19 protein-coding genes and 1 tRNA gene are annotated in these 21,471 nt (G+C 51.3%); 8 read left to right on the forward strand and 12 right to left on the reverse strand.

The features are described 5' to 3' along the window. Positions 1-5: 5 nt before the first annotated feature. Genes HOJ95_18745 through HOJ95_18755 form a run of 3 tightly spaced genes read right to left on the reverse strand, consistent with a single transcriptional unit; the run spans position 6 to position 3,692 of the window. A complete protein-coding gene (locus HOJ95_18745; protein ID MBT6396732.1) occupies positions 6-2,357 on the reverse strand; it encodes a hypothetical protein in 2,352 nt (783 codons plus the stop codon). Next, a complete protein-coding gene (locus tag HOJ95_18750; protein ID MBT6396733.1) occupies positions 2,354-3,400 on the reverse strand; it encodes a DUF362 domain-containing protein in 1,047 nt (348 codons plus the stop codon). Before HOJ95_18750 ends, HOJ95_18745 begins: the two co-directional genes overlap by 4 nt. Then, positions 3,366-3,692, reverse strand: a complete 327-nt coding sequence (locus HOJ95_18755) for a hypothetical protein (GenBank protein ID MBT6396734.1) — start codon at positions 3,690-3,692, stop codon at positions 3,366-3,368. The genes HOJ95_18750 and HOJ95_18755 overlap by 35 nt, the downstream gene beginning before the upstream one ends. A 393-nt stretch (positions 3,693-4,085) precedes the next feature. On the opposite strand from HOJ95_18755, the gene priA reads away from it, so the two are divergent. Further along, complete coding sequence (gene priA / locus HOJ95_18760) at positions 4,086-6,695, forward strand: primosomal protein N' (protein ID MBT6396735.1); 2,610 nt, start codon at positions 4,086-4,088, stop codon at positions 6,693-6,695. Positions 6,696-6,734: 39 nt separating this feature from the next. Here the strand turns inward: priA and HOJ95_18765 are convergent, their stop codons facing one another. Genes HOJ95_18765 through HOJ95_18775 form a run of 3 tightly spaced genes read right to left on the reverse strand, consistent with a single transcriptional unit; the run spans position 6,735 to position 8,316 of the window. After that, positions 6,735-7,331 carry a hypothetical protein gene (locus HOJ95_18765; protein ID MBT6396736.1) on the reverse strand — a complete coding sequence of 199 codons (597 nt, stop codon included), beginning with the start codon at positions 7,329-7,331 and terminating at the stop codon, positions 6,735-6,737. A 1-nt stretch (position 7,332) separates the two neighbouring features. Next, the gene (locus HOJ95_18770; GenBank protein MBT6396737.1) at positions 7,333-7,623 is read right to left on the reverse strand and encodes a hypothetical protein; all 291 of its coding nucleotides are present in this window, start codon (positions 7,621-7,623) and stop codon (positions 7,333-7,335) included. A gap of 60 nt (positions 7,624-7,683) precedes the next feature. Beyond that, entirely contained in the window at positions 7,684-8,316 is a 633-nt protein-coding gene (locus HOJ95_18775) for a hypothetical protein (GenBank protein ID MBT6396738.1), read from the reverse strand. Between the two features lie 306 nt (positions 8,317-8,622). Between HOJ95_18775 and HOJ95_18780 the strand changes: the two genes are divergently transcribed. Together HOJ95_18780 and merF are read left to right on the forward strand one after the other, a co-directional pair. Continuing rightward, the gene (locus HOJ95_18780; protein ID MBT6396739.1) at positions 8,623-9,555 is read left to right on the forward strand and encodes an exopolyphosphatase; all 933 of its coding nucleotides are present in this window, start codon (positions 8,623-8,625) and stop codon (positions 9,553-9,555) included. Between the two features lie 168 nt (positions 9,556-9,723). Then, positions 9,724-9,936, forward strand: a complete 213-nt coding sequence (merF, locus tag HOJ95_18785; protein ID MBT6396740.1) for a mercury resistance system transport protein MerF — start codon at positions 9,724-9,726, stop codon at positions 9,934-9,936. 67 nt (positions 9,937-10,003) lie between these two features. Here merF and HOJ95_18790 read toward each other — a convergent pair whose 3' ends face one another. Then, positions 10,004-10,426, reverse strand: coding sequence for a hypothetical protein (locus HOJ95_18790; GenBank protein MBT6396741.1), 423 nt, complete (start codon positions 10,424-10,426; stop codon positions 10,004-10,006). A gap of 345 nt (positions 10,427-10,771) precedes the next feature. Here HOJ95_18790 and HOJ95_18795 point away from each other — a divergent pair, with 345 nt between their 5' ends. Both HOJ95_18795 and HOJ95_18800 read left to right on the forward strand, forming a co-directional pair. Continuing rightward, complete coding sequence (locus HOJ95_18795) at positions 10,772-11,824, forward strand: Gfo/Idh/MocA family oxidoreductase (GenBank protein ID MBT6396742.1); 1,053 nt, start codon at positions 10,772-10,774, stop codon at positions 11,822-11,824. Continuing rightward, complete coding sequence (locus tag HOJ95_18800; protein MBT6396743.1) at positions 11,790-12,623, forward strand: hypothetical protein; 834 nt, start codon at positions 11,790-11,792, stop codon at positions 12,621-12,623. The genes HOJ95_18795 and HOJ95_18800 overlap by 35 nt, the downstream gene beginning before the upstream one ends. Before the next feature lie 80 nt (positions 12,624-12,703). On the opposite strand, the gene HOJ95_18805 is transcribed toward HOJ95_18800, so the two are convergent. Further along, positions 12,704-13,138 (reverse strand): response regulator transcription factor, encoded by a 435-nt coding sequence (locus HOJ95_18805; protein ID MBT6396744.1) that lies wholly within the window; start codon positions 13,136-13,138, stop codon positions 12,704-12,706. Positions 13,139-13,619: 481 nt separating this feature from the next. Between HOJ95_18805 and HOJ95_18810 the strand changes: the two genes are divergently transcribed. From HOJ95_18810 to HOJ95_18820, 3 genes are all read left to right on the forward strand, one after another. Next, positions 13,620-13,778 carry a hypothetical protein gene (locus tag HOJ95_18810; protein ID MBT6396745.1) on the forward strand — a complete coding sequence of 53 codons (159 nt, stop codon included), beginning with the start codon at positions 13,620-13,622 and terminating at the stop codon, positions 13,776-13,778. Between the two features lie 584 nt (positions 13,779-14,362). Further along, on the forward strand, positions 14,363-15,553 hold the full coding sequence (locus HOJ95_18815) for a hypothetical protein (GenBank protein ID MBT6396746.1): 1,191 nt from the start codon (positions 14,363-14,365) through the stop codon (positions 15,551-15,553). Between the two features lie 388 nt (positions 15,554-15,941). Beyond that, positions 15,942-16,118: a hypothetical protein gene (locus tag HOJ95_18820; GenBank protein MBT6396747.1), complete on the forward strand. Its 177-nt coding sequence runs from the start codon at positions 15,942-15,944 to the stop codon at positions 16,116-16,118. A gap of 112 nt (positions 16,119-16,230) precedes the next feature. Here HOJ95_18820 and HOJ95_18825 read toward each other — a convergent pair. From HOJ95_18825 to HOJ95_18840, 4 genes are all read right to left on the reverse strand, one after another. Next, positions 16,231-16,399, reverse strand: a tRNA-Ser gene (locus tag HOJ95_18825). Positions 16,400-16,883: 484 nt separating this feature from the next. Next, positions 16,884-19,046, reverse strand: coding sequence for a hypothetical protein (locus HOJ95_18830; GenBank protein ID MBT6396748.1), 2,163 nt, complete (start codon positions 19,044-19,046; stop codon positions 16,884-16,886). Between the two features lie 284 nt (positions 19,047-19,330). Then, positions 19,331-20,404 (reverse strand): hypothetical protein, encoded by a 1,074-nt coding sequence (locus tag HOJ95_18835; GenBank protein ID MBT6396749.1) that lies wholly within the window; start codon positions 20,402-20,404, stop codon positions 19,331-19,333. Positions 20,405-20,464: 60 nt separating this feature from the next. Beyond that, positions 20,465-21,208, reverse strand: a complete 744-nt coding sequence (locus HOJ95_18840; protein ID MBT6396750.1) for an acylneuraminate cytidylyltransferase family protein — start codon at positions 21,206-21,208, stop codon at positions 20,465-20,467. Positions 21,209-21,471 lie beyond the last annotated feature (263 nt).

Consider the following 21,471-nt stretch of genomic DNA (forward strand, 5'->3'; position numbering starts at 1 on the left):
TATTCTCAGTCTCCTTCGGCGGCATCCCCTTCATCGGGGAATTGCGGAGGGGCCAGGGGGGCTTCTTCTTTTTTCTCGTCGTCTTTCTCGTCGTCAGCATCGCCTGAATTCTGGGCAGCCTCAACGGCAACTTCTTTGGGGTTTTCGGATTCATCGGCATTCTCAAGCCCATCCTTACCTACGTCTGGTTTTGCATCGGAGGGTTCAGAGCTTTCCGATGTTTTGGCGATGCTCCCAATTTTGCCTCCCTCACTACTTGAAGACGCTTTGGTTTCTGGGCGCTCGGGTGTGGGCTCAGTCTGCTCTTGTGTCGCCTCAGCGCTTTCTCTGGTCGTCGTCTTGGTGGGCACCTTGTCGATTTCTTTTTTCTTTTCTTGGAGTAATTCTCTGTCGGTGAGCATATCTTCAGGTAGGCCGATGCTCTCCTTGGAGATGCCCCTGCTTTTCTCTTCTTCAGAGAGGTTGTCATTTAATCCGGTCGCATCGCTCTCCACAGCCGGAGATGAGACAAGAGGGGGCCTGGCGAGGTTTTCATCCGCATTTCGAGATTTTGGGTTAGCTTGAGGCTTTTTCCGGATGCTGAGAACGCTCTTTTCTCCTTCGTAGGGGGCCGTCTCATCCACTTCTGGAAGAGGAGGTGCCTCCAGGGCCGCTTTGTCCTCCTCTTTAAGAATTTTTTGGATGGCCTTCTCTAGTTTTTCGTCGGTGATCTTGGGGCTGATGATGTTCGAGGGTCGAGGCGGCCGCTTATCCTTTTTTGCTTCCTCGTCGAGTATTTGTTGTATGGCTTTTTCCATTTTGACATCGCTGATAGACGACGACTCGTTTTTCGGAAGAGAGGATACAGCGGAGTTCGCCTGAGTTTCGGAAGATATAATTGCCGTCTTCCGTGGTTCATCGGGGACTTCCGCTGAAGGTGTAACTTCGGCGGACTTTGTGTTATCGACCCGGGCGGTTTTGGAAATTTTTGTTTTTTGTCCAGATTGCTCTGAAAGCAAAGAATTTTCCCTTTGTCCGCTGAATTGGCTCGAACGAGGAGTGGGGTTTTTAATTTTTTCGATTTGGACTTCGTTCTCTGACCCAGAAATCGTTTTATCAACGAACTTATCTGCTGGTTCTGTCGTGGGCGAATTTACGGATGCTGGTGCTCCAGAATTTGTAGCTACCCTCGCTTCTGGTCCCTCGGGAATGGATTTGGCAACTTCGCGATGTTCTTCTCCAGGCTCTGTGGACTTTGCTGGATTTTCTTCCTCAGAAGGAATCGGTTTCGACTCAGGGGAGTCGGTACTCTTAATTTGAGTAGTTTCATCGTCAGGTTCGGGTCGCTCGTTGTCTGCGAAAAAAAATCCTGTTTGCTCATCGGTTTCTTCGAGAAATGGAGTGCTCACCTCGGCTTTGGCAACATCTTTGTCAGCATTCTCGGTGGGTGGCTCAGCAGTGGATGATGCTTCCGGCTCTTGTGCCTCGGAATTAGTAGCTACCCTCGCTTCTGGTCCCTCGGGAATGGATTTGGCAACTTCGCGATGTTCTTCTCCAGGCTCTGTGGACTTTGCGGGATTTTCTTCCTCAGAAGGAATCGGTTTCGACTCAGGGGAGTCGGTACTCTTAATTTGAGTAGTTTTATCGTCAGGTTCGGGTCGCTCGTTGTCTGCGAAAAAAAATCCTGTTTGCTCGTCGGTTTCTTCGAGAAATGGAATGCTCACCTCGGCTTTGGCAACATCTTTGTCAGCATTCTCGGTGGGTGGCTCAGCAGTGGATGATGCTTCCGGCTCTTGTACCTCGGAATTTGTAGCTACCTTCGCTTCTGGTCCCTCGGGAATGGATTTGGCAACTTCGCGATGTTCTTCTCCAGGCTCTGTGGACTTTGCGGGATTTTCTTTTTCTGTAGGGGCTGCCTCGCTGGGAGAAATATCCTCTTTTGTTCGAACCGACTCGGGCGAGGGTACAATTGCATTCGTGATGACGTAAACAATAAGCCCATCTCGCGCCTGTGCCTTTACGAGGCTCGCATCCTTCGTTATCCATATGGGCCTGTTTTCTACCGTCTCAATGTCGGAATGTGTTCCCTTGATAAGGGTTTTGAGAGACATGTGGAGCAAATCCTGGCGATTGCACTTGTATTCGAGGGTTTTTCCCTTGATGGCGACTCCAACATCCTCGCTAGAGATTTCTCCTAAAGTATAGCTTCTGATGAGCCCGACGATTTCCCTGGCGCCTTTTTCCTCTAAACAGAAGAAAGTGTAGCTGTCGCGTCGGACCTCACCGTGCACGTAACGTTGAAAATCGAGGTTGCGTGCCAGACTCGTCGACGGAAGCACGAGAACAAAGGCCACTGTTGCCAGCAGGGCGCGAATCATTTCAAAGGCCCTCGGGACACACGATGGGTGGGTTCGTTCACTCGGATGAGCCACTGTTGTTTGAAAGTGCTTTTGACGACACGGGGAAGGCTGAAACCCACAGGGATCATCCTGGGCTCTACTAGAGGAGTGGTGAGGCGAGCCTCGCTGATGGGGAGCCCAACGATCTCTATTTTATCGAGGTTGGTTTCCCCCCAGCCTATTGTATCGGCCGCTGCGAGCGTCCGCATTCGCTCGGGGGCGAGGCCGGCCACATCTACGGCCACACGGTCCAGGGCGACTGGATCGGCGCTGGCCATCAGAAGGCCCATTCGCCGGGGGGTGCCTGCACTGGGACCCTGTCCCTCCATGGCGAATATCGCGTCCATGATGGAGAGTCGGGGGGCGATGAGGCGAGCCGTCTCTGCGATCATAAGCGGAAAATAGTCTTTGTAGTTTCCAGCCTTGAAGTGCCACCAAGCCTTCCGCTTTCCTGCCACGCAGCCGAACATGTTTTTCACTGCACCGGTCATGTACATCTGGCAATGAGTTTTAAGCTTGGGGAGGTTGATGATGGCCTCGGCTTGTACCACTTCGCGGGCGATGTGGAGGTGCTCAAAGACATTGCCGCCGGGGTTCGCCACTTTCACTCCGCGTGTGAAGGGGGAGGGCGCGGCGCCCACATCTTCACAGACGGCGGCCAATCCTGCTCCCTGCATGGCGCTTTGGAAACTTCCCCAGGCGGGGCTGTCGCCGACGGAGATGGAAGAAACGGGCCTTGCTCTCTTGATGGCGCGTATCGTGGCGCGCAGGACTTCGGGGTGGGTCGTGACGGCTTTCCCGGGGGCTGCCCCCTTAAGCAAGTTGGGTTTAAGTAGGATGTTTTTTTCCAGCGGGAAATTTTTTTCTGCGCCGCCCAGCAATTCGATCAGGTGGTCGAGGGCCTCTACGACTCGAGGTGGATCGTAGTTGGCGCACCTTATTATCGCGACGCGGCTCAACCCTTCCTCTCTCATCGCTGCCTCCGCCTCAGCCTTTTTTGATGGCCTCGATCTTTTCGTCACGCTCATTCTCGAGGGTCTCGCGAGCCTCAAGATGCTTCTGCCGCGCCTCATCGAGTGGCACTTGCGCCTCGGGAGGGATTTGCGAAAGAGCGGCCTCTAGCGGCACCCCGCCGGTGAGCTTCATCATTTCTTGCTGAAAGAGGACTTCGCGCTCGGCGATTTTTCCGGTGTAAACTTTCTTGGTCTCTTCAATCTCTTTACGTTGCGCGGAGGAGAGTTTTTTCAGCTCCTCGCGTGCCTCTTCACCGATGGTCGAGGTCTTCTCCATCGCGATTTCAAGTGCGCTTTTCATGGTTTTTATCCTCTTTCTTATCAATGTCTTGTCAATCCGCCGGGTCGAGCGCGCGGCGGGTTTATAATCTTCCGCTCAAAGGATTCTATGGGCGCTCCGTGGGAGGGTCAATACGCGCTGAACTCTGGTGAGGCCTCGAAGTTCGCGCACACACCTCTATTGTTGTCTTGTTCTCTGCCGCGTCCCCGATGACGGTTATTTTCCTGTATAAAGATAGGTGCTTCGCCCGCAAACGCTACCAGACAATTCTTTTAGGTTACGCATAGTCCGTCGTAGGCCGTGGGCCCGCAGCCTTATAGGCCTGGAGGACGCTATGAAAGATCCCCTCTTGAGAGATGTCTTTGAGGCCGCTGAGCAATTGAATCCTATCGTCTCTGGTGGTGCCCCTAAGCCATGAGTGAAGCAAAAGCTAAACCTGCACGAACGTATCGCCTCAATCCCCGCGAGGCTGATTCCGATCAAAGGAAAGCTGCTGGCCCCTTATCGGTTGAGGTGGCGCTGAACGTCCCCCGCCTGGGGGCTCTGACCTACCGGGTGCCGGACGAGTTGGCGGATAAACTCATTCCTGGCATGCGCGTTATGGTTCCACTGGGTCGGCGGCGGATGACGGGCTACGTCGCATCGCCGCCCGCACCCCTTCTGCCGGACGGCCCGGATAATTTAAAGGATGTAATTCGGGCGCTCGACGAGGAGCCCGCCCTGACCGAGGAGCTCATTGGCCTCACCCGTTGGGTGGCGGATTACTACTGCTGCGGCTGGGGAGAGGCCATTCGGGCGGCGTTGCCCGGCGTGGGTGAGCGGAAAAGTGTCGAGCGGGTTCGCCTCACGGACTCTGGGAGGCGCGAGGCGGCGCTTGAGGCGGCGGGGCTCGGGCTCCCTGGCATGGGTGGTGAGAAAGACGCCCCTCTCCGGGCGCGGGTGCTGAACACCTTGAAGGCCCGGCCCATGAAGCTGGACGCGCTGGCAAAGGGTGCCGGGCGCGGGGCGAGGCAGGAGGCCGAGCGGCTAATAGAGGCGGGGCTGATCGAGAAAGTCTCGCTTGATGAGGGTGGCGGGGCCCCTGTGTTGGTGCGCTATGTGCGGTTGGTGGCGGTGCCTGATGCCGAGGCGAGAGAATATCTCGATCGCCGGGCTCCCAAACAGGCGAAAGCCTTGAAAGTCATTGATAATGCTGATGATAAACGATTGATGCTCCGCGAGCTAGAGCGCCTCGTCCCGGGCACGCGGGCCGCCTGCTCGGCGATGGAGAAAAAGGGGTGGCTCGCATTTGAGGACGCCCCCCCGCCTGCCGATGAAGACACAGCCCCTGAAAGCCCCCACACCGCGCCCCCGGTCGAGCTCACAGATGCCCAGCGGGAGGCTTTTGACGCCGTGGCAGAGGACTTACGGGGTGGCGCCTACTCCGTCACCCTCCTTCATGGCGTCACCGGAAGCGGCAAGACCGAGGTTTACATGCGCCTTGCCGCCGAGGCCCTTGCTCAAGGAAAAGGCGCGCTCGTTCTCGTTCCTGAAATTGGCCTCACCCCCCAGCTTTTAGGGCGCTTTCGCTCGCGCTTTGGAGACAAGGTGGCCTGCCTCCACAGCGCATATCCAGAGAAAAAACGCGCCGCCGAGTGGCGAAGGGTTCGTGGCGGTGAGGCCCCGATTGTCCTCGGCACGCGCTCTGCCGTTTATGCACCCCTCCCCAACATTGGGCTCATCACCATCGACGAGGAGCACGACGCTTCCTATAAACAAGAAGACGCCCCGCGCTACAACGCCCGAGACACCGCCATCGTCCGCGCAAAGCGGGCCGGGGTGCCCATCGTCCTGGGCTCGGCCACGCCGTCCCTTGAAAGCTACACCCGGGCCAAGGCCGGGAGCTACCGCCTACTTGAGCTTCCCTCCCGGCCCGGCGGGAAACCGCTGCCCGAGGTCACGCTCGTTGACCTAAGGCGCGAGCAGGGAGGCGAGCACAAAACCCCGCCCCTTCTTTCCGCCGAGCTTGCCGCCGCAATCCAAGACCGGCTGGCGCGGGGCGAGCAGGCCCTTTTATTTTTAAACCGCCGGGGATTTTCCTCGGTCATCCTTTGCCGAGATTGCGGGGCCTCGGCCCAGTGCCAGAACTGCTCGGTCCCGATGACATTTCATTTAAACGCAAGGAGTGGGGCGGGCCGCCTTCAGTGTCACCTGTGCGATCTCTCGATGCCGCCGCCCAACGAGTGCCCCGCCTGCGGGAGCGCGCGGGTCGCCTATTTTGGCCTCGGCACCGAACGGGTAGAGGAGGCCGTAAAAGCGCGTTTCCCAAAGGCCCGCGTTCGCCGGATGGATCGCGACACCGTCACTCGCGCTGGGGCATATGACGAAATTCTGGGCGCCGTGCGGCGCGGCGAGGTGGATATTCTTATCGGCACGCAGATGGTCGCAAAGGGCCACGATTTTCCGCGCATGACGCTGGTGGGCGTCGTGCTCGCCGACGTGGGGCTTCACCTTCCCGACTTTAGAGCTGGCGAGCGCACCTTTCAGCTCTTAACCCAGGTTGCGGGCCGCGCCGGGCGCGCCGATCTTCCGGGCGAGGTCATTGTCCAAACCTTTCGGCCCGAGCACTACGCCGTCACCTGCGCCAAGGGCCACGACTACGCCGCTTTTTATGAGATGGAATCAAAGTTTAGACAAGAGACCGGCTATCCCCCCTACCGAAGGCTGGCGCGGCTTCGCTTTGAGGCGCGCAACCCCGATGCGGCGGCTGCCGCTGGCGCCTGGGTGCGAAATTTTATGGAGAAAAACGGGGCTAAACCCGCCGCAAGCAGAGATGGCGCAAGCGCCGGGCTCACCTTCCTAGGGCCGGCCCCTGCCATGCTCGCCCGCGTGCGCGGAATCTATCGCCACCACATGCTAGTAAAATCCACCACCGCCAAACGCCTCGGCGAAATCCTCCACGCCCTCGATGACGCCTTCCACAGCCAGAAAAATTTCGGCACCGTGCACCTGATTATTGATGTTAATCCGCAGAGTTTGTTGTAGGGTTTTGGTCGTTCTGTCGTAGTAGATTTTTATCCGCTCTTAATGCATAGCATGGTTGTTGATTTTTTCACGATGAAGAAATTCGCATATTCTTTTAATTGCTTCTAGTCGCTTGTCGTCATTCATTGACTTTAACTTTTCAAGTGACATCCCCGAAGAAAAAATCCTTTCATATATTTCACCAACAGTTTCTAGGTAAAGAAAAAAACTAGGAGCTATCTTGTTTACTATTAATGGTTCTAGTTCCCCTGTTTTTACATCAAATTCCCATGAATACTTAGATAGCAAGGAAAAAAGTTTTTCGGCGAAATCTTTTGATTTCCCATCGTATAATGTTAAATGGCCTACGCCATCTGGGAAGTCGGGTTTCCTCCATACTTCATTCATTCCAGGGAATGAACAGTTTAAGTAAATTGTATTTTGATTATTTGAAATAAATGAGCCTACCTTTGCAATTGAAATATGACTTGCTTTAAAAGATCTCCAGTTTCTTTTTTTGTCTGGAATACATTTGTACGGACCTCTTACCGTAAGATGTACACGGCTCGCAGTCTTAGGGTTGCAAATAATTTTAATAAGATCCAAGTAGGGGGCTACAAAATCGTCTTCAATATATAAAACATAGAATATGTTCATTTCATACCACCAAAAATCGCATATATCCAAATTCTTTGTCTGACAATTTCAATAATTCGTAAATTGAGTCGCCGTATTCATTGGCTTTCTTAAATGCTGAAGAGCATTTGACTTTGTCGCTAATATAATCATGAAGTTCGGCTTCGGTAAGGCCAGTCATTCCGATAAACCATAAGTACTGCTCTAGAATTTTATCTATGGCTTCGCTTGCTTCGGGTAGTCGACTGGGGATTTCTTCGAGGCGTTCGCGCGGCGATTTTTTTACCAATTCCAATACTATTTCTTGGGTCACAGGTTCCTTGAAGCATGACAGACTTGCCACAGTCGCGAAACAAGTTGTCATTCGGCTGAATTATAATTTGAAATTCTTAACTTTTTGTTTGATCCTTTGACTTTGGTCTTCGGTGGGCTGATTTCTTTTGTGTTCATAATTCAGACAAAGAGTTTTCCAGAATCGTAATATATCGTTAACTAGAAATGTTGGGCGAAATGAATCTGGGTGATGTGGGTAGTCACGAAAATAAGAACTAACTATTTCTTTAATTATCGAATTGTAACTTTCGTTGCCATATACTGGATAACTTTCAAGCAACATTAACATTCGACTAGTGAAGTGGTTTAGATAATCATCATCGCTACCACCAAGACTATCAATCATTTCTTTAGAAAATGAAATTTTGAGATATTTTCCATCATTTGAAAATTTAGGAAAATCCATATGATCCACAACCTCGACTATTATAGCGAACATTCGGATTGTATCAATGTTTGCTTCTTTTAAATCATCCGGCTTACCGTTAATCAAAAAGAATAGATCGATATCTGAATATTCACTGGCTTCAAATCGAGCAAATGAACCTGCTGTATATATTGTTATGTTATCAAAAATCTCAATTTCGGGGATTGATGCCAAATTATTTTTTAATTTTTCAAGGCGATTTTTGGAATACTCAGAACGGATTGAAATTAACTTTGAGGATGACATTTAATGGAGCCTTCCTTCTATTGATTTAGCGATAATCCTAAACCTGAGCACCTTAAGTTTAACAGAAAACACATAATAAATAACTATTTCCCGTTGAACTTGCAGGTAGAAGGGATCTTACCCGATATTGAGTTTAAATTTTCTATTCGTTGGTCTGACGATATCATTAGTTTGCAATGCTCGCCTCCCCCAGTCAATGTAAATTATTGAAATTTACATTGGGGAGCCCATTGCAGCATAATAACGAATAGTAGTTCGATGGTTTTATGAATATTATTTATTGAATGTGGGTTGAGAGTTTTGAATATGTCCGACAGCGAAAAATACCGTCTTGTGACGCGAAGCGATTTTGATGGTCTGGTCAGCGGAATGCTTCTTCGGCATCTCGACATGATCGATGAAATTATTTTCGTGCATCCCAAGGACATGCAGGACGGCAAGATCGAAATTACGAGCCGGGACATCACGACAAATCTTCCTTTTGTCGGCGGCGCCCACATGGCCATCGATCACCACGCCAGCGAGTACATTCGCATCGGGGAGCGAGAGGACTACATCAATATTCCTGAGGCGGCATCGGCCTCGGGCGTCGTGTACGAATATCTGGGCGGGGAGGCAGTTTTTCCGCCCGAATTCGAGGAGATGATCGAAGTTGCCGACAAGGTGGACTCGGGCAACTACTCTCTCAATGAGGTGGTTAACCCGGAGGGGTGGGTGCTTGTTGGCATTTTGCTCGACCCGAGAACCGGGATCGGCCGATTCAAGGAACTGCATCTCTCAAAAGATGAGCTGATGATCAAAATGATTGAGGATTTCGAGGGCCACACTGCGAACGATGTTCTGGCGATGCCCGAGATTGTCGAGCGGGCGGAGCTGTATTTTAGGCATGAGGAAGAGTTTAGAGAGCAGATTTTGAAGTGCTCGAAAGTTCACGGCAATCTCGTTGTGCTGGATTTGCGTGAGGAGGAAATCATCTGGCCCGGAAATCGATTTATGATTTACACTCTCTTTCCGGATCAGAATATTTCGATTCAGGTGGTGTGGGGGAAAACTCGCCAGAACACTGTTTTTGCCACCGGTAAATCAATCTCGAATTTCACCTCGAAAACACATGTCGGCAAATTAATGCTTGATAACGGCGGGGGCGGGCACGAGGCGGCAGGCACCTGCCAGGTTGAAAACGGTAGGGCGGGCGAGGTCCTTGCCCAGCTTATTGAGGCCATCAACGCCGACGGGTGAGCGCGCAGCCCGCCCCGGTTTTTTAAAAGTCTCACCCGATTGCGCGGGATCTATCGCCGACAAGTTTTTTGATAAATTCAAGACCACCCAACAACTTAAGCTTAAAATTTTAGATTGAAGATAATCATCCGCAATATTTTTTCAGGCGGGTTTTGAGGAGGTATCTAGGTGAAAGAAAATTCTTTTTTTAAAGTGGGCCTGGTTGGTTCCGTTGTTATGGCCATCTGTTGTTTTACGCCAGTGCTCGTTTTGTTGTTCGGTGTTTTAGGGCTTTCCGCTTTTGTTTATTTGCTTGATATGGTCCTGATTCCAATGCTGCTTTTCTTTGTCGGGGTATTGGCGTACGGGGTGTATCTCAAGAAGAACAAGCGAGTGGATTGAGGGGGAATTGTTTTAATTCGGCTTGCTGTCTTGCGAAGTGAAAAGCTTGCGGATAAGTCTTTTAACTCTATGAGGCTTTTGTAAGGGATTTTTGTATTGCGGCGAGCATCCAGCCCCGAAGGCCGGCGCTATCCCACTCGTAAACTAGAGCGCCCTTATTCAACAGCCAATCTGCTTTTCCGGGCTGCATTTGATTGGGTAGATGTATTCCGAAAACGCCTTTTTGGGCCTCTATGCTCTTTCTGAGCGCATAGGCGCACCATGTATCGACGTAGGTGTTTCGACCGATCAGAAAAACCGTTATGTCTGCATGAGAAAGAGCGCGATCGATTAACTCTTTAGTTGCGCCGTCTCCCTTTTTCCTTGCGCCATTCCAGACGGCTTGCTCAAGAAAAATGGGGCTGGGAATGCGATTCACCTTGCAAGAATTGTAGACAATACTCGCACTCGTAAAGTCGGCATAACTGAAGGATAGGTATATTCGGGCCACAGGCTGCCTGCTTCGGGCGATAGGTACTTGGTAAATTCCGGGCGGGAATTAAATAAAGTTAAGGGAATAAAGAAAATAAATCAACCCCATATCCGCGGAAATCATTTGATCTCCGGAGGGTTTGCTGAGGCGCTTCGGGCTTCGGGCAGCGTGCTTTGACGTTGTAGAAGCACTGCGACACGGCTGCAAATTATTGCGAGAAATAATCGGGATACTGATCTCTTTGACCATTGGAATGAAGCTGCCACGTTTATTGCGGGCGATATTGTGTTTGAGTGGTCCGTGTTATCTTTTTAACGGTCTTATATTGAGAGCAATGTCTACGAAAAAAGAAAGGGAGTTTTCATGTCTGATGCACCTTTGAGAGTTGCGGTTGTTGGCCTTGGCTGGTGGGCGGGGCCAATAGGCAATGCCGCGCGGCGGAGCGAGAAGTTGGAAATTGTGTCGTGCTTCACGCGAAATGAGGAGAAACGAAATAACTATGCCGCCGAATATGGTTGCGCTCAGGCCGGGAGCTATGAGGCGCTGCTAGAGAATGACGATGTCGAGGGAATTCTTTTAACTTCGCAGAACACGGCCCACGCCGCGCAGATTGAGGCGGCAATGGCGGCGGGAAAGCACGTCTGGGTTGAAAAACCGATTACGAACACGCTGGCCGAGGTGCCCGGGGTTTTAAAGGCATGGCGTGCGGCCGGGCGCGTGCTCTCGGTCGGGCACTGCTACCGCCGGGCGGCGGGGCACAGGGTGATGAAGCGGATGATTGACGATGGGACGCTTGGCAAGCCTTTGTGGGCCGAGGCGGCGTTTACGAGCCCAGCGGGCCAGAATTTTACGACCGATCGCTGGCGCTATTTTAAGTCCGAGTGCCCGGGCGGGCCTCTGATGCAGATGGGGATACATCATTGCGACACGCTGCAATATCTGCTCGGGCGGCCGGTGCGCATTTACGGGGTGCACAAGCACATGGCGACGCCGGCCGAAATTGACGATGTGTCGATGACGACTTATGAGCACGAGAGCGGGGCGGTCTCGAATGTGACGACGTGCTTCACCTCGCCCGATATTTTCTCGATGAAACTCCACGGGACCGAGGCGGCGGTGCACCTTGAAATGATCAGGGAAAACATTGCGGTGGCCGAGCGCACGAATGAGGAGACGACCCTGCTCATGAAAAAGAAGGGGGAAACGGGCTGGACCGACGTGCCCCTGCCGGGTATGTGCGACATGTTGCAGGATGAGCTCGAGGAGTTTGCCGAATGTGTGCGCGCAGGTAAGGATCCCGAGACAGGACCCGCCGAGGCCGTCCACGCGCTTGCGATGGTCGAGGGCTCTGTGCGCTCGGCCGAGGAGGGGAGGCCGCTTGATGTGGCGGCGCTTCTTGATGGCATCGACCTTTAGGGCAGGCCCTCTGTCGGCGATTTTATTGGCCGTGCTGATGGCAGTGCCATTGGTGGCAGTGCCACTGGTGGCGGGACCTCTTGCAGATGTGGCATGGGGCGCATCGCCCGAGAAGGGTGTTTTCCCGGGAGAGAAGGCTCGCCTGCCAGCAGATGATGAGAAAGATGCGCTGGGCCTTCTGTTCGAGGAGGCAGATCTTTTTCTGGCCACAGGACCACTGGCAGCTATTGCGCCGACCGACGATATACGGGTGTTTCTCGCGCTCAAGAATCCCAAAAATTTCTCCTCTTCCTTGGTTCGCCAGGGCGCCTCGCGCCCCCGAATGGTATTTCTCGGCTGGGGGCTGACGATGCGCCAAGGGGACTTTCTCGCGCTAGCGGCATTTGGGTCCTCGGGTCGTTTCAGGGGCGGGGCCGTCTCGCCGCGGGAGCGGATGCCCGAGGCGCTACGCATGCTCCTCAAGGCCATGGTCGGACGGCGGTCAGGCGAGGTGGCCGAGCGCCTGCGGGCGTTTTCCGAGATAGACGAGAAACAGGCGAAATTGATGGGATTGCCGGTCTGGGAGCGTTTTTTCTCTCGCTATAGGGTTGTTCATGCCCAGGCAGGTGAGGGGGGACCTCCTATGCCTCCAGCGCGTATGGTTCCTGGTCTGCCGGGGCCGGGGGGGATGCTGAAGATTTTTGCCGTGATACTCATCATCGCGCTGCTAGCCCTGTTCAACATGGGCTTTGCGCGAAAGCGACGGGACGAGCTGCACGAGGAGATGGCGCAAAAGCGCAATAGAAAAAAGTTTTACTGAAATCCATGAGTGTCCGAAGACATTACCCGGGGCGGGCATTACCCGGGGCGGGCATCATCCGGGACATATTTCCCCATTGGCTATCTCTTTTGCCGCTCCAGGCCCACACGCGCAAGGATTACGCTGATGCGCTTGATGAGGGTCGGCAGTTTGAAGGGTTTCACGATGAAATCCTGAGCGCCGGCCTCGACGCAATCATGGATAGTTTCGAGGGTGCCGCCGGTGCTAAGAATCATCGTGTGTGGAACATGTATAGAGGCTTTTTTCAGACGGGTGAGGATTTCAAGGGCTGAGTTGCCGGGTAGCGCAAATTCCATGATGGCGAGGTCGAACTCCTCTTCTCGGAGGATTTCGAAAGCCTCGAGTCCATTTCGCACGATTCTCACATCGTGCTGGAATTCGCGCAGCGAAACATCCAATAGCTCCCCGAGTGTTTCATCAGGATCGGCAATTAAAATATTGGCCTGAAAATCATTAGACGTGGTCATGTGCAGCGCTTCTTTTTGCGTGAACATCGGTCTCCCTCATTCCTTTCCCCTCCGTGATTAACTGCCGGGCGGTTCCGATATCTTCCGGGCTTGAATTTCTTTCCCATATCCTCCGCCCTGGGACCCGCTTTCTACCGATAGGTGCCCATGGGGATAAGCGAAAAATTATCTAGCCCAAAATGCCATGCTCATAGCGAATCACTTTTGAGGTCCTTTTCTGCTCTCCTTGATAGTTCATTTGTACTCCCATATAGAATTTATCTTTTCGTTACGATTTAGGCAGTGAAATTGGTCACATTTTCGATAAGAGGAATTTGAATTTCGAATGTCCGCTATGGCAATGTTCCGTTTAACGAATTGATATATATGAAATTAAAGACATTCCCCTGATTACTCAAGAGGATTTGGTGTCGAAATTAATTCTGGCCTAATCTGTGTTTGAAGGTAATTTTTTACTATGAAAATGTTCCTATCGTAGAAAAACGGATTGCTGCCAGAAGAAACCGGAATGGTTGACGCAATCGAAGGTGGAGCGCAGGCGGCAGCGCCGAATTTTTCGGCCCCACAGTCGGCCCCCGAGGCGGAGGCTGAGCCTGGGGCGAAAAGCGCGCCTGCCGAGAGTCCGCCCGAGAGCTCACGAGGCAGCCAGGTAGATACAAGCGCCTAGTCAAGTTTGATATCCCATTTCCCAAAAATCTTATTCGTCCTCTCTTAAATCGCGCTGTAAATTTTTTATCTCACTATTCTTACCTACAAATCGGGTTGTGGTATTTGAACCGCAACCCGTTTTTGTTTCTGGTGGGCCGTACTGGGTATGAAGCAGCGGCTTCTACCGCATGGAGGTCTTTAGGGTCAATTTTCATGAGATGGTAATGAGCGATACCAAGTAGTATGAAGCAACAAAATTCAAAGAATTGGGCAGTATTAAAGTGAGCCTGGGTGGTTCCGGTTTGTGCTGATGCGCGCCAACGGTAGTGTCAGCTTTATGGAAGCAAGCTTTATGAGAACCACATTGAGCTTCAACGACTTCAGGCTCATGCAGATGAAGTCTCTCGGCTATGACTGAATTTCAGATGGGAAATTTGTCGGGGGAAGTTAAGTGAACTGCTAACCAAAGGCATGCGGCGAAAAGCCTAATTTCAGGATATAATTACTAATTCTTCATGCACAGTTAGGTCCGTGTGTGTATTGCGGCAATGGAATACTTTTGGGCTGCTACTATCAAAGGCAAGAAATGAGGAGAATTTTTTGATGAACCAAATGAAGGGGTGCCCCGAAGAGGCGAAAAACGTGAAACTCATCGGCCACAGCGACCTGAACGGGTGGGGGTGCATTACGCAAGTGCAGGTGCGGGGCAAATGGGGTTTCATCGGTGCTACGGGCGCAGACGGTCACGAGGGCACCACCGTCGTGGACGTGGAGGATCCCGCAAACCCCAAGGTGGTGGCCCAGCTTCCCTCTCCGCCAGGGACCACATCTGGCAAGGTCCAGCTCCTCGACGACGTGATGATCGTGAATGCCGAGCAAGTCAAGGGCAGAGAGGCTGATGGGTTTGTGCCAGGGCTTCTCCTCTACGATATCTCGAATCCGGCGAAACCCAAATTCATGAAGACCTTCGAGATGTACGGGAAAGGAGTCCACCGGCCCATTCTGGATATCGAAAACCGTCTCTGCTATTGCGCCTGCACTGCGGAGGGTTTTTTGGGAGACATTCTCTGGATTGTGGACTTGAAGGATCCGGTAAATCCTGAGGTGGTGAGTCAGGGCTGGCTCGCGGGCCAGCATCTAGCGGGAGGGGAGGTGCCTTCCTGGGGGGAGGGAAACCTTTCTCAATGTTACGGGGCCTATCGTCGGGGGGACCACCTCTTTTGCGGGTACTGGTTTGGGGGCTTCGTCGTATTCGACGTGAAAGACATTACCAAACCCAAGGTGGTCGGGCACTTTAACCCGACCCCTCCCTATCCCGGTAAATGCCACAATGCGGTTCCCCTTCCCGACTCCGACCTCGTGATAGTGACCCACGAGTCCACATCCGACGATGTGTCGGAGCCCCCCGGTTTCCTCTGGATCTACGATGCGAGGGTGCCGAGCAACCCGGTTCCCATCTCCACCTGGATGCCCCATCCGGTAGACCCGGCGAGCTTGTTTCCCAGCGAGGGCGACTGGACCACCCGTGGTGGGCGCTACGGCGCCCACAACATCTGGCGGGGAATGACCACCAAGGACTTCGTCTATGTTGTCTGGTTCAACGCGGGCCTCCGAATCGTGGACATCTCAGATCCCTTCAGGCCGCAGGAGGTGGGCTACTACGTGCCAGCGGGCGACACCGGAAGGCCCACCCCCCAGAGCAACGACGTTTTTGTGGATGAGCGGGGCCTTATCTACATTGCAGATCGCTGTGGCGGCGGCCTGGACATCGTGGAGTACACAGGGCCCCGCTAAAGGATAGACTATAGGCAAGTTTGAGGGGGCTGGGGTTCTTCTCTCTCAAGGCCAGGGCGCGCACGTGACCTGAGAAATGTTCGGGGCCTTCATTTTCATAAATGGAGATGAAATATTGAATGTGGATGCCCTAAAGTTTCAGTGTTCTTAGTAACAAAAGACGGGTTGCGGCTTATACACCGCAACCCGTTGATTTTTTGGTGGGCCGTACTGGGATCGAACCAGTGGCTTCTTCCGTGTGAAGGCATTGGACCGTTATCTTATTGATTTTGTTGTGGTATCTGTGAATGAAAGGTAATAATTTCGGCAACAAATTGAGAAAATTCAAGTTTGCTATCTCAAAAAGAAGGGATTATATTATTAACATTAATTACCTAGGAGAATTCAAATGGTAGATGCAGTTTCAAGTTCGTCCTCAGCACCTCCTCCAGCTGAGAGAGCGGCCAAGACAGAAGTAGAAGGTGGTAGTGTAGAGCTTGACGTCACTCCCGAGGCAGGTGGTGGTGAACGTCCTGAGGCGGCTCCAGAAAGTGACGTGGGTGCTAACGTGGATGATTCGGCCTAGGAATTCTTAGGACTTAATTCTTAGAGCACCAATCACAACATCCGAAAGTGAAAATATTTAGGCACCAACAAAGAACGGGTTGCGGCTTATACACCGCAACCCGTTGATTTTTTGGTGGGCCGTACTGGGATCGAACCAGTGGCTTCTGCCGTGTGAAGGCAGTCGAGGGGGTTTTGTGTATAAAGACACTGGGTGACACTAAGTGACATGGAGACATAGATTTTAAAGGGTTAGTCGGAATCAAAAGTAAGCCTGAGTGACACCAATTTGTACTAAGGCACACCGGTTATGGACACCAGATTCGATGGTGACGTTGGAGTTCTTCGCTTCACTTTCTAACTCCTCACGTACAACACACCCGCACCGACCTATACTGCCGCCTCAGACGCGTTCTAAGATCCCTGGAGCGACTTTCTCTTTCGATCTGATCAACAGGACTCCCCAAGAAAGATCTGATCGCAGGGGATCTTAAATCAAGCCAAGTTTTCTTTGAAGTCGATTTTCATTTTTTGCTGATCGTTCGCGGCCAACCCACTATGTAGTGTTTCTCAGTTCCAATGCACGAAATTGGGGGCGTACCCCCTTTCGCTTGGAGCTCTTTGGTCGACTTTCGGAAAGCACAGGGTACCTGGAAGAAGTCGGTTTTCATCAATCGAGACTTAGGGGGCGTCTTCATTTTGGTGGGCGGGACAGGAATCAAATCTGCGACCTATGGGTTAGGCGAGCAGCGAGGGTTTAATCGAGCGGCAACATTGTCTTAGCAAATCAATTCTGAAGCCCCGCAATTCGAAATCGGTTCTCTCCGTCCCCGGGCTCCGATGATAAATCCCCCATATCGTCGGAAAGTGGGTGCCTGAAAAGTTTTCGCACATACACCTTCGACAAAATACGCCCGATTCCTACAGTAGAGTCTCCATAAATCCCAAGATATCGATCAATCAACTCATTTTGCGTATTGTCTAAGGTGAACCGATATGATTTAGGAGAGGAAAGGCGAAAATCTTTAATATTCTCGGGATGGGATTCCTCTTCAAACATATTAATATCAAACGACAAATTCGCCGACGGGGAAATTTCACGATCAAAAAACAGGTTTTCAGCCCGGCAAACGTGATAGCGAAGAGCATCATTCACAAATTCTTGCACTTCCTCCGTGGCTTTTCCAGCTTCATCCAAACATGCCACGATAGTTCGCTGGGCCAGTTCGGCAAGTTCCTCGATGTGGTGGGTAATAGCCAAGGTTTTGTGAACGAACAACAGATTGTTTCCAAGCTCGCCTGAGATGAATTTTTCAACGATATCTTCTTGCTGAATAAACCCTTCAAGTTCCTCACGCGAATCCCACAATTCATTTTTTGTGGCGTCATGAAACGACTGGAACAACTGCTCCAATCCCTGGGACAGCGGGCTTTTCATGATAATTTCCATCCACCGGAAAACCGGTACCTCCAGAAGCCGCAATAGCTTGAGCATAGTTCCGAAAATACCGTCGTTATGAAAAATAGTAATCACCAAGTGAAGACGCCTGCACTCGAGATATTCCTCGAAGCTCAATGTATTGTTCGCCACACAAATGTCTTCGATTTCGGCGGCGACCACCCGTTCCCCTAGAACATCAAAATGTCCATAACAGCGCGGAAGAACACGATGCCGGACCGTCATTCCGTACTGCTCGCGCACCTGGCCCGTCGCAAGCTCGGTTCCCGGCAAAAGCATCAACTGAAACAAATATATATTCGTGAATCCAGCGTCCATGACCAGCCGGATCGTTCTCAAATGCGCCTCGATGGAATCGCCCGGCAAGCCGAGTATTATCTCGCTGTAAGTATTGGCTCCGACTTTCCCCGCCTCCATGGCTAGGTCCAGTAATCCATCGGCCGAAATATTTTTCCGTTTGATGTTGAGCAGAACACCTTCATCGAGACTTTGCACCGATCCGGACAGACGCAGGGCACCGTCAAGCAAACGGGAGGCCTCCAGTACACGCTCTTTTCTGTTTTTCCCCGTGGCTACATTGATATATTCAGGCCATCCGAACTCCCGCTGCGTACGCGAAAGTTCACGGCAGGTATCCAGATCGTCCTTATACATACCGAAATTCGAGTCGGCGATGAACAGGTCGTTTCTCCCGCCCTTTTCTCGTTGCTGTTTCATTTTGGCGCCGATGTAGTCCAATTCGTCTGTGATTTTACTCGTGGAGTTCTTGTATACCTTGTTATAATAGCCGACCCCCTCGACACAGAACGTACATTCAAAGGGGCAACCCCTGTTCGTCTGAATTATCGGCAACAGAATGCCGTCGAAAAATTCGTCCATACGGCCGGTGGCGTATGGCGACGGAATCTCCGTCAGATCGGTTATCCGCTCTATGGTGGCAGAAATGACTGGCACTCCGTCCGAAAGGATGGAATGTACCGAAGGAATCTCTTTTCGCTTCACCCTATCTACTTCGCCGCCGCTCTCTACCAGCGCCTCGAGCACCCGGGAGAAGGCCAGTTCGCCTTCCTTCACAATGTAAAAATCGATGGCCGGGTGGCGCCGGAGAAACAGTTCTTGCTCGTCCGGCTCGGTTGGGTAGTTCGGCCCCCCAAACACAATGATAGTCCGGGGATGCTCTCGTTTGATTACTTCGGCGATACGATACGAGAGGTCGAAATTCCACACATAATTGCTGAACCCGATTATGTCGGGAACGGGACCTTTACCAAGATCCTCTGTGAGTTTTCCGGGGTATTTAAAGAGCCGAATCGGATTTGAAAGATTCACTCTCGTCTCTGTGAAAGTAGCGATGCACCCCACCGCATTGGGCATGACATCGGCCGCAACCGTTTGCTGTGTGTAAGTGAGATCCGCAAGCCAGACCACAGGGTCATACCGAAGCGCACTCTCCGACGCTTTCATTTCAATGACGTTGGAAGCTTCACTCATATGACATATCCCGTGTCCAGCATATCTTTTTCATTCACGCCACTTTGCTCCGGACAAGCAAGAAAAGTATGACTTTTCAACTAATTCAGGACCCATAGCCACAAAAAAACGAGAAAATTTATCCTATAATTGTTAATAGGACAAAATCAGTCAAATATCAACCACCCCACCCCGGAAATTTTCCTGTAACGCAACAAGTAAAACACCAATTCCGCCAGCAAACTTGTATTTACAAAATATAATCTTCGCGCTAAACCTCTCGAGTTACTCGGCTCAATTCGCTTTCACCTGTCAATAACTTCCCATATGATATCGAGCACACGCCCTGCCGCTTTTCCGTCCGAAAAAAATACATTGTCCTTCGAAAGCTCTTTTCTTTTACGGTTCAGTTCAGTAGATATCGAATGATACTGTTCTTCCCGGAGATAGCGATCAAGTTCTCCTCTCGTTTCGATTAGTGTAGTGAGCCCCAAGTCATCTGTGAACAAAGACTCCTGAGATGAGCCTCCGATCCGTAAAGAGATACAAGGTGTATCGTAGTAAAGTGCCTCATAAACCACCGTTGAGTGGCCTGTAACAATGAAATCAACATTTTTCAAGATTTCCGCGCTGCGATCCTCAGTAATTGTCACCTGGATTGATTCTGGAATTCGGAGAGAAGAAGGAGCCCACCTAGTCGAGCACTCACGAGGATGGACCCATACCAATATTTCTTTGCCGTCGAAGGAAGAGCATCGATCAAGAGACCCCAGAAGTTCCTTAAAAAGCGACTCTTGTGTATAGCCCCAATCTTTAATGGGCTTATTTTCAATAATCGGCTGCGAGGCAAATAGGATCTGAACACCCTGGCGGGATATTTTACTTAGTTTTTTCGATTCAGAAACCACACCATCATACCAAGGATTATGGGTTACAGAGAGACGGCTACGGGGCACCCCTATTTTTTCCAAATCATTGAACGCATGAACATCCAAAACACATATTTTGTCCGGCACAACTTCTAAATCAATAGTTTTCCCATCGGTCGAAAAACGCTCGAGAAAATGAGCCCAAGTATCCTGCAGCAATATCGTTGGCACTTGACATTCACGCGCGGCTTTCACTAATCGCTGCTCTACCGTAACGGGCTCTTCAGGTGACGGCATACTGCTTCCAGATACAACCACATCAGGCTGAATTCTGCGGAGAATATCGAAAATCACATCATCGGGATTTTCAAAATAACCCGTATCCTCAAGACGCTTGCTTTGAATATTTCTCTCTTCGTACAAAAAGCGTGAAAGCGGATGCGAAATAACAACCGTATCGACATCGGCCCGCCCGGACATAGACTCTATCACCGGAATAATCGACTTCACGCCTCCGGCATCACGAGACAAAAACAACAAAGTCCGACCGGCATTTTTTCCCACCATAATTTATAGCTCTTCAGCGTCCACTAATTTAATCAACGATTTATCAACCAGATAGTTCGCATAATCGAGATCATCCGGTCCGTCTATATCCAAGGCGTATGAGCGATCTATTTCAACGCCCAATGAATTTTCGCCAAAAGCGTCCATGCCCGAAAGCAATGCCCGTGCCCTGGAAACAACCAGATTTCCGAACAGAAAAAAATGCGGCTTCCTTTGTTTATTGTACGCAAGTTGCCGCTCTTTTTTAAAGCGAAAGGAGACGCGTCCTCCCTCAAAAACTCTTTGATTGAAAGCATGGGCGTTGTGAAACACCTGCGTAATCGTCTGTGCCGAATCGGCGCTTTCATCTCCACGCAGAGCCTTCACGCACTCTTCGATATGCTCGGGTAACAAAAAGGGGGAAGTAGGCTGAAGAAGGGCTATAAAACTAGGCGCAGCACCTTCTTCCTGGGCGATTTTTTCGATGACATGCCGCATGACATCGGCCACCGGGGTATCGTCACCGGATAAATCTGCCGGACGCGGGAACACCTCTACATCGCGGGACGAACAATATTCCGCAATTTCATCATGATCGGTCGAACATACTATTTTGGTTATCGCCAGACATGATTTCCCGCCATCAATCACATAAGACAAAAGAGGCTTACCACCCAGAGAAGCAAGATTCTTTAGAGGGATACTTTTCGATCCACCTCGTGCCGGAATAAGGGCAAGAACTTGGCTTTCATTGAACTGTGTCGTCATTTTTCAGTCCTCAAGATGAAGCTGGAATATCCAAAATATATCCACATAAAATCCGCTAAGAGCCTTTCCCTAACGGGAGCATGATCCGAACTTTAAAATAAATTAACAGGTAGACTTGCATAATGGCAATGCGAAAGGGTCTGGACGTGGCAAGAAAATATGTCGGTTCGGAATCCGTCGAATCGCTGGTAACATTCTAGCACCCGCGTCGTTTCTCGTCATGGCGGGCGTGGACTTGGCCACGGTGAGGGACCTACTCGGCC

It is taken from the genome of Nitrospinaceae bacterium, assembly GCA_018669005.1.
In the GTDB taxonomy this organism is placed as follows: Bacteria; UBA8248; UBA8248; order UBA8248; family UBA8248; genus UBA8248.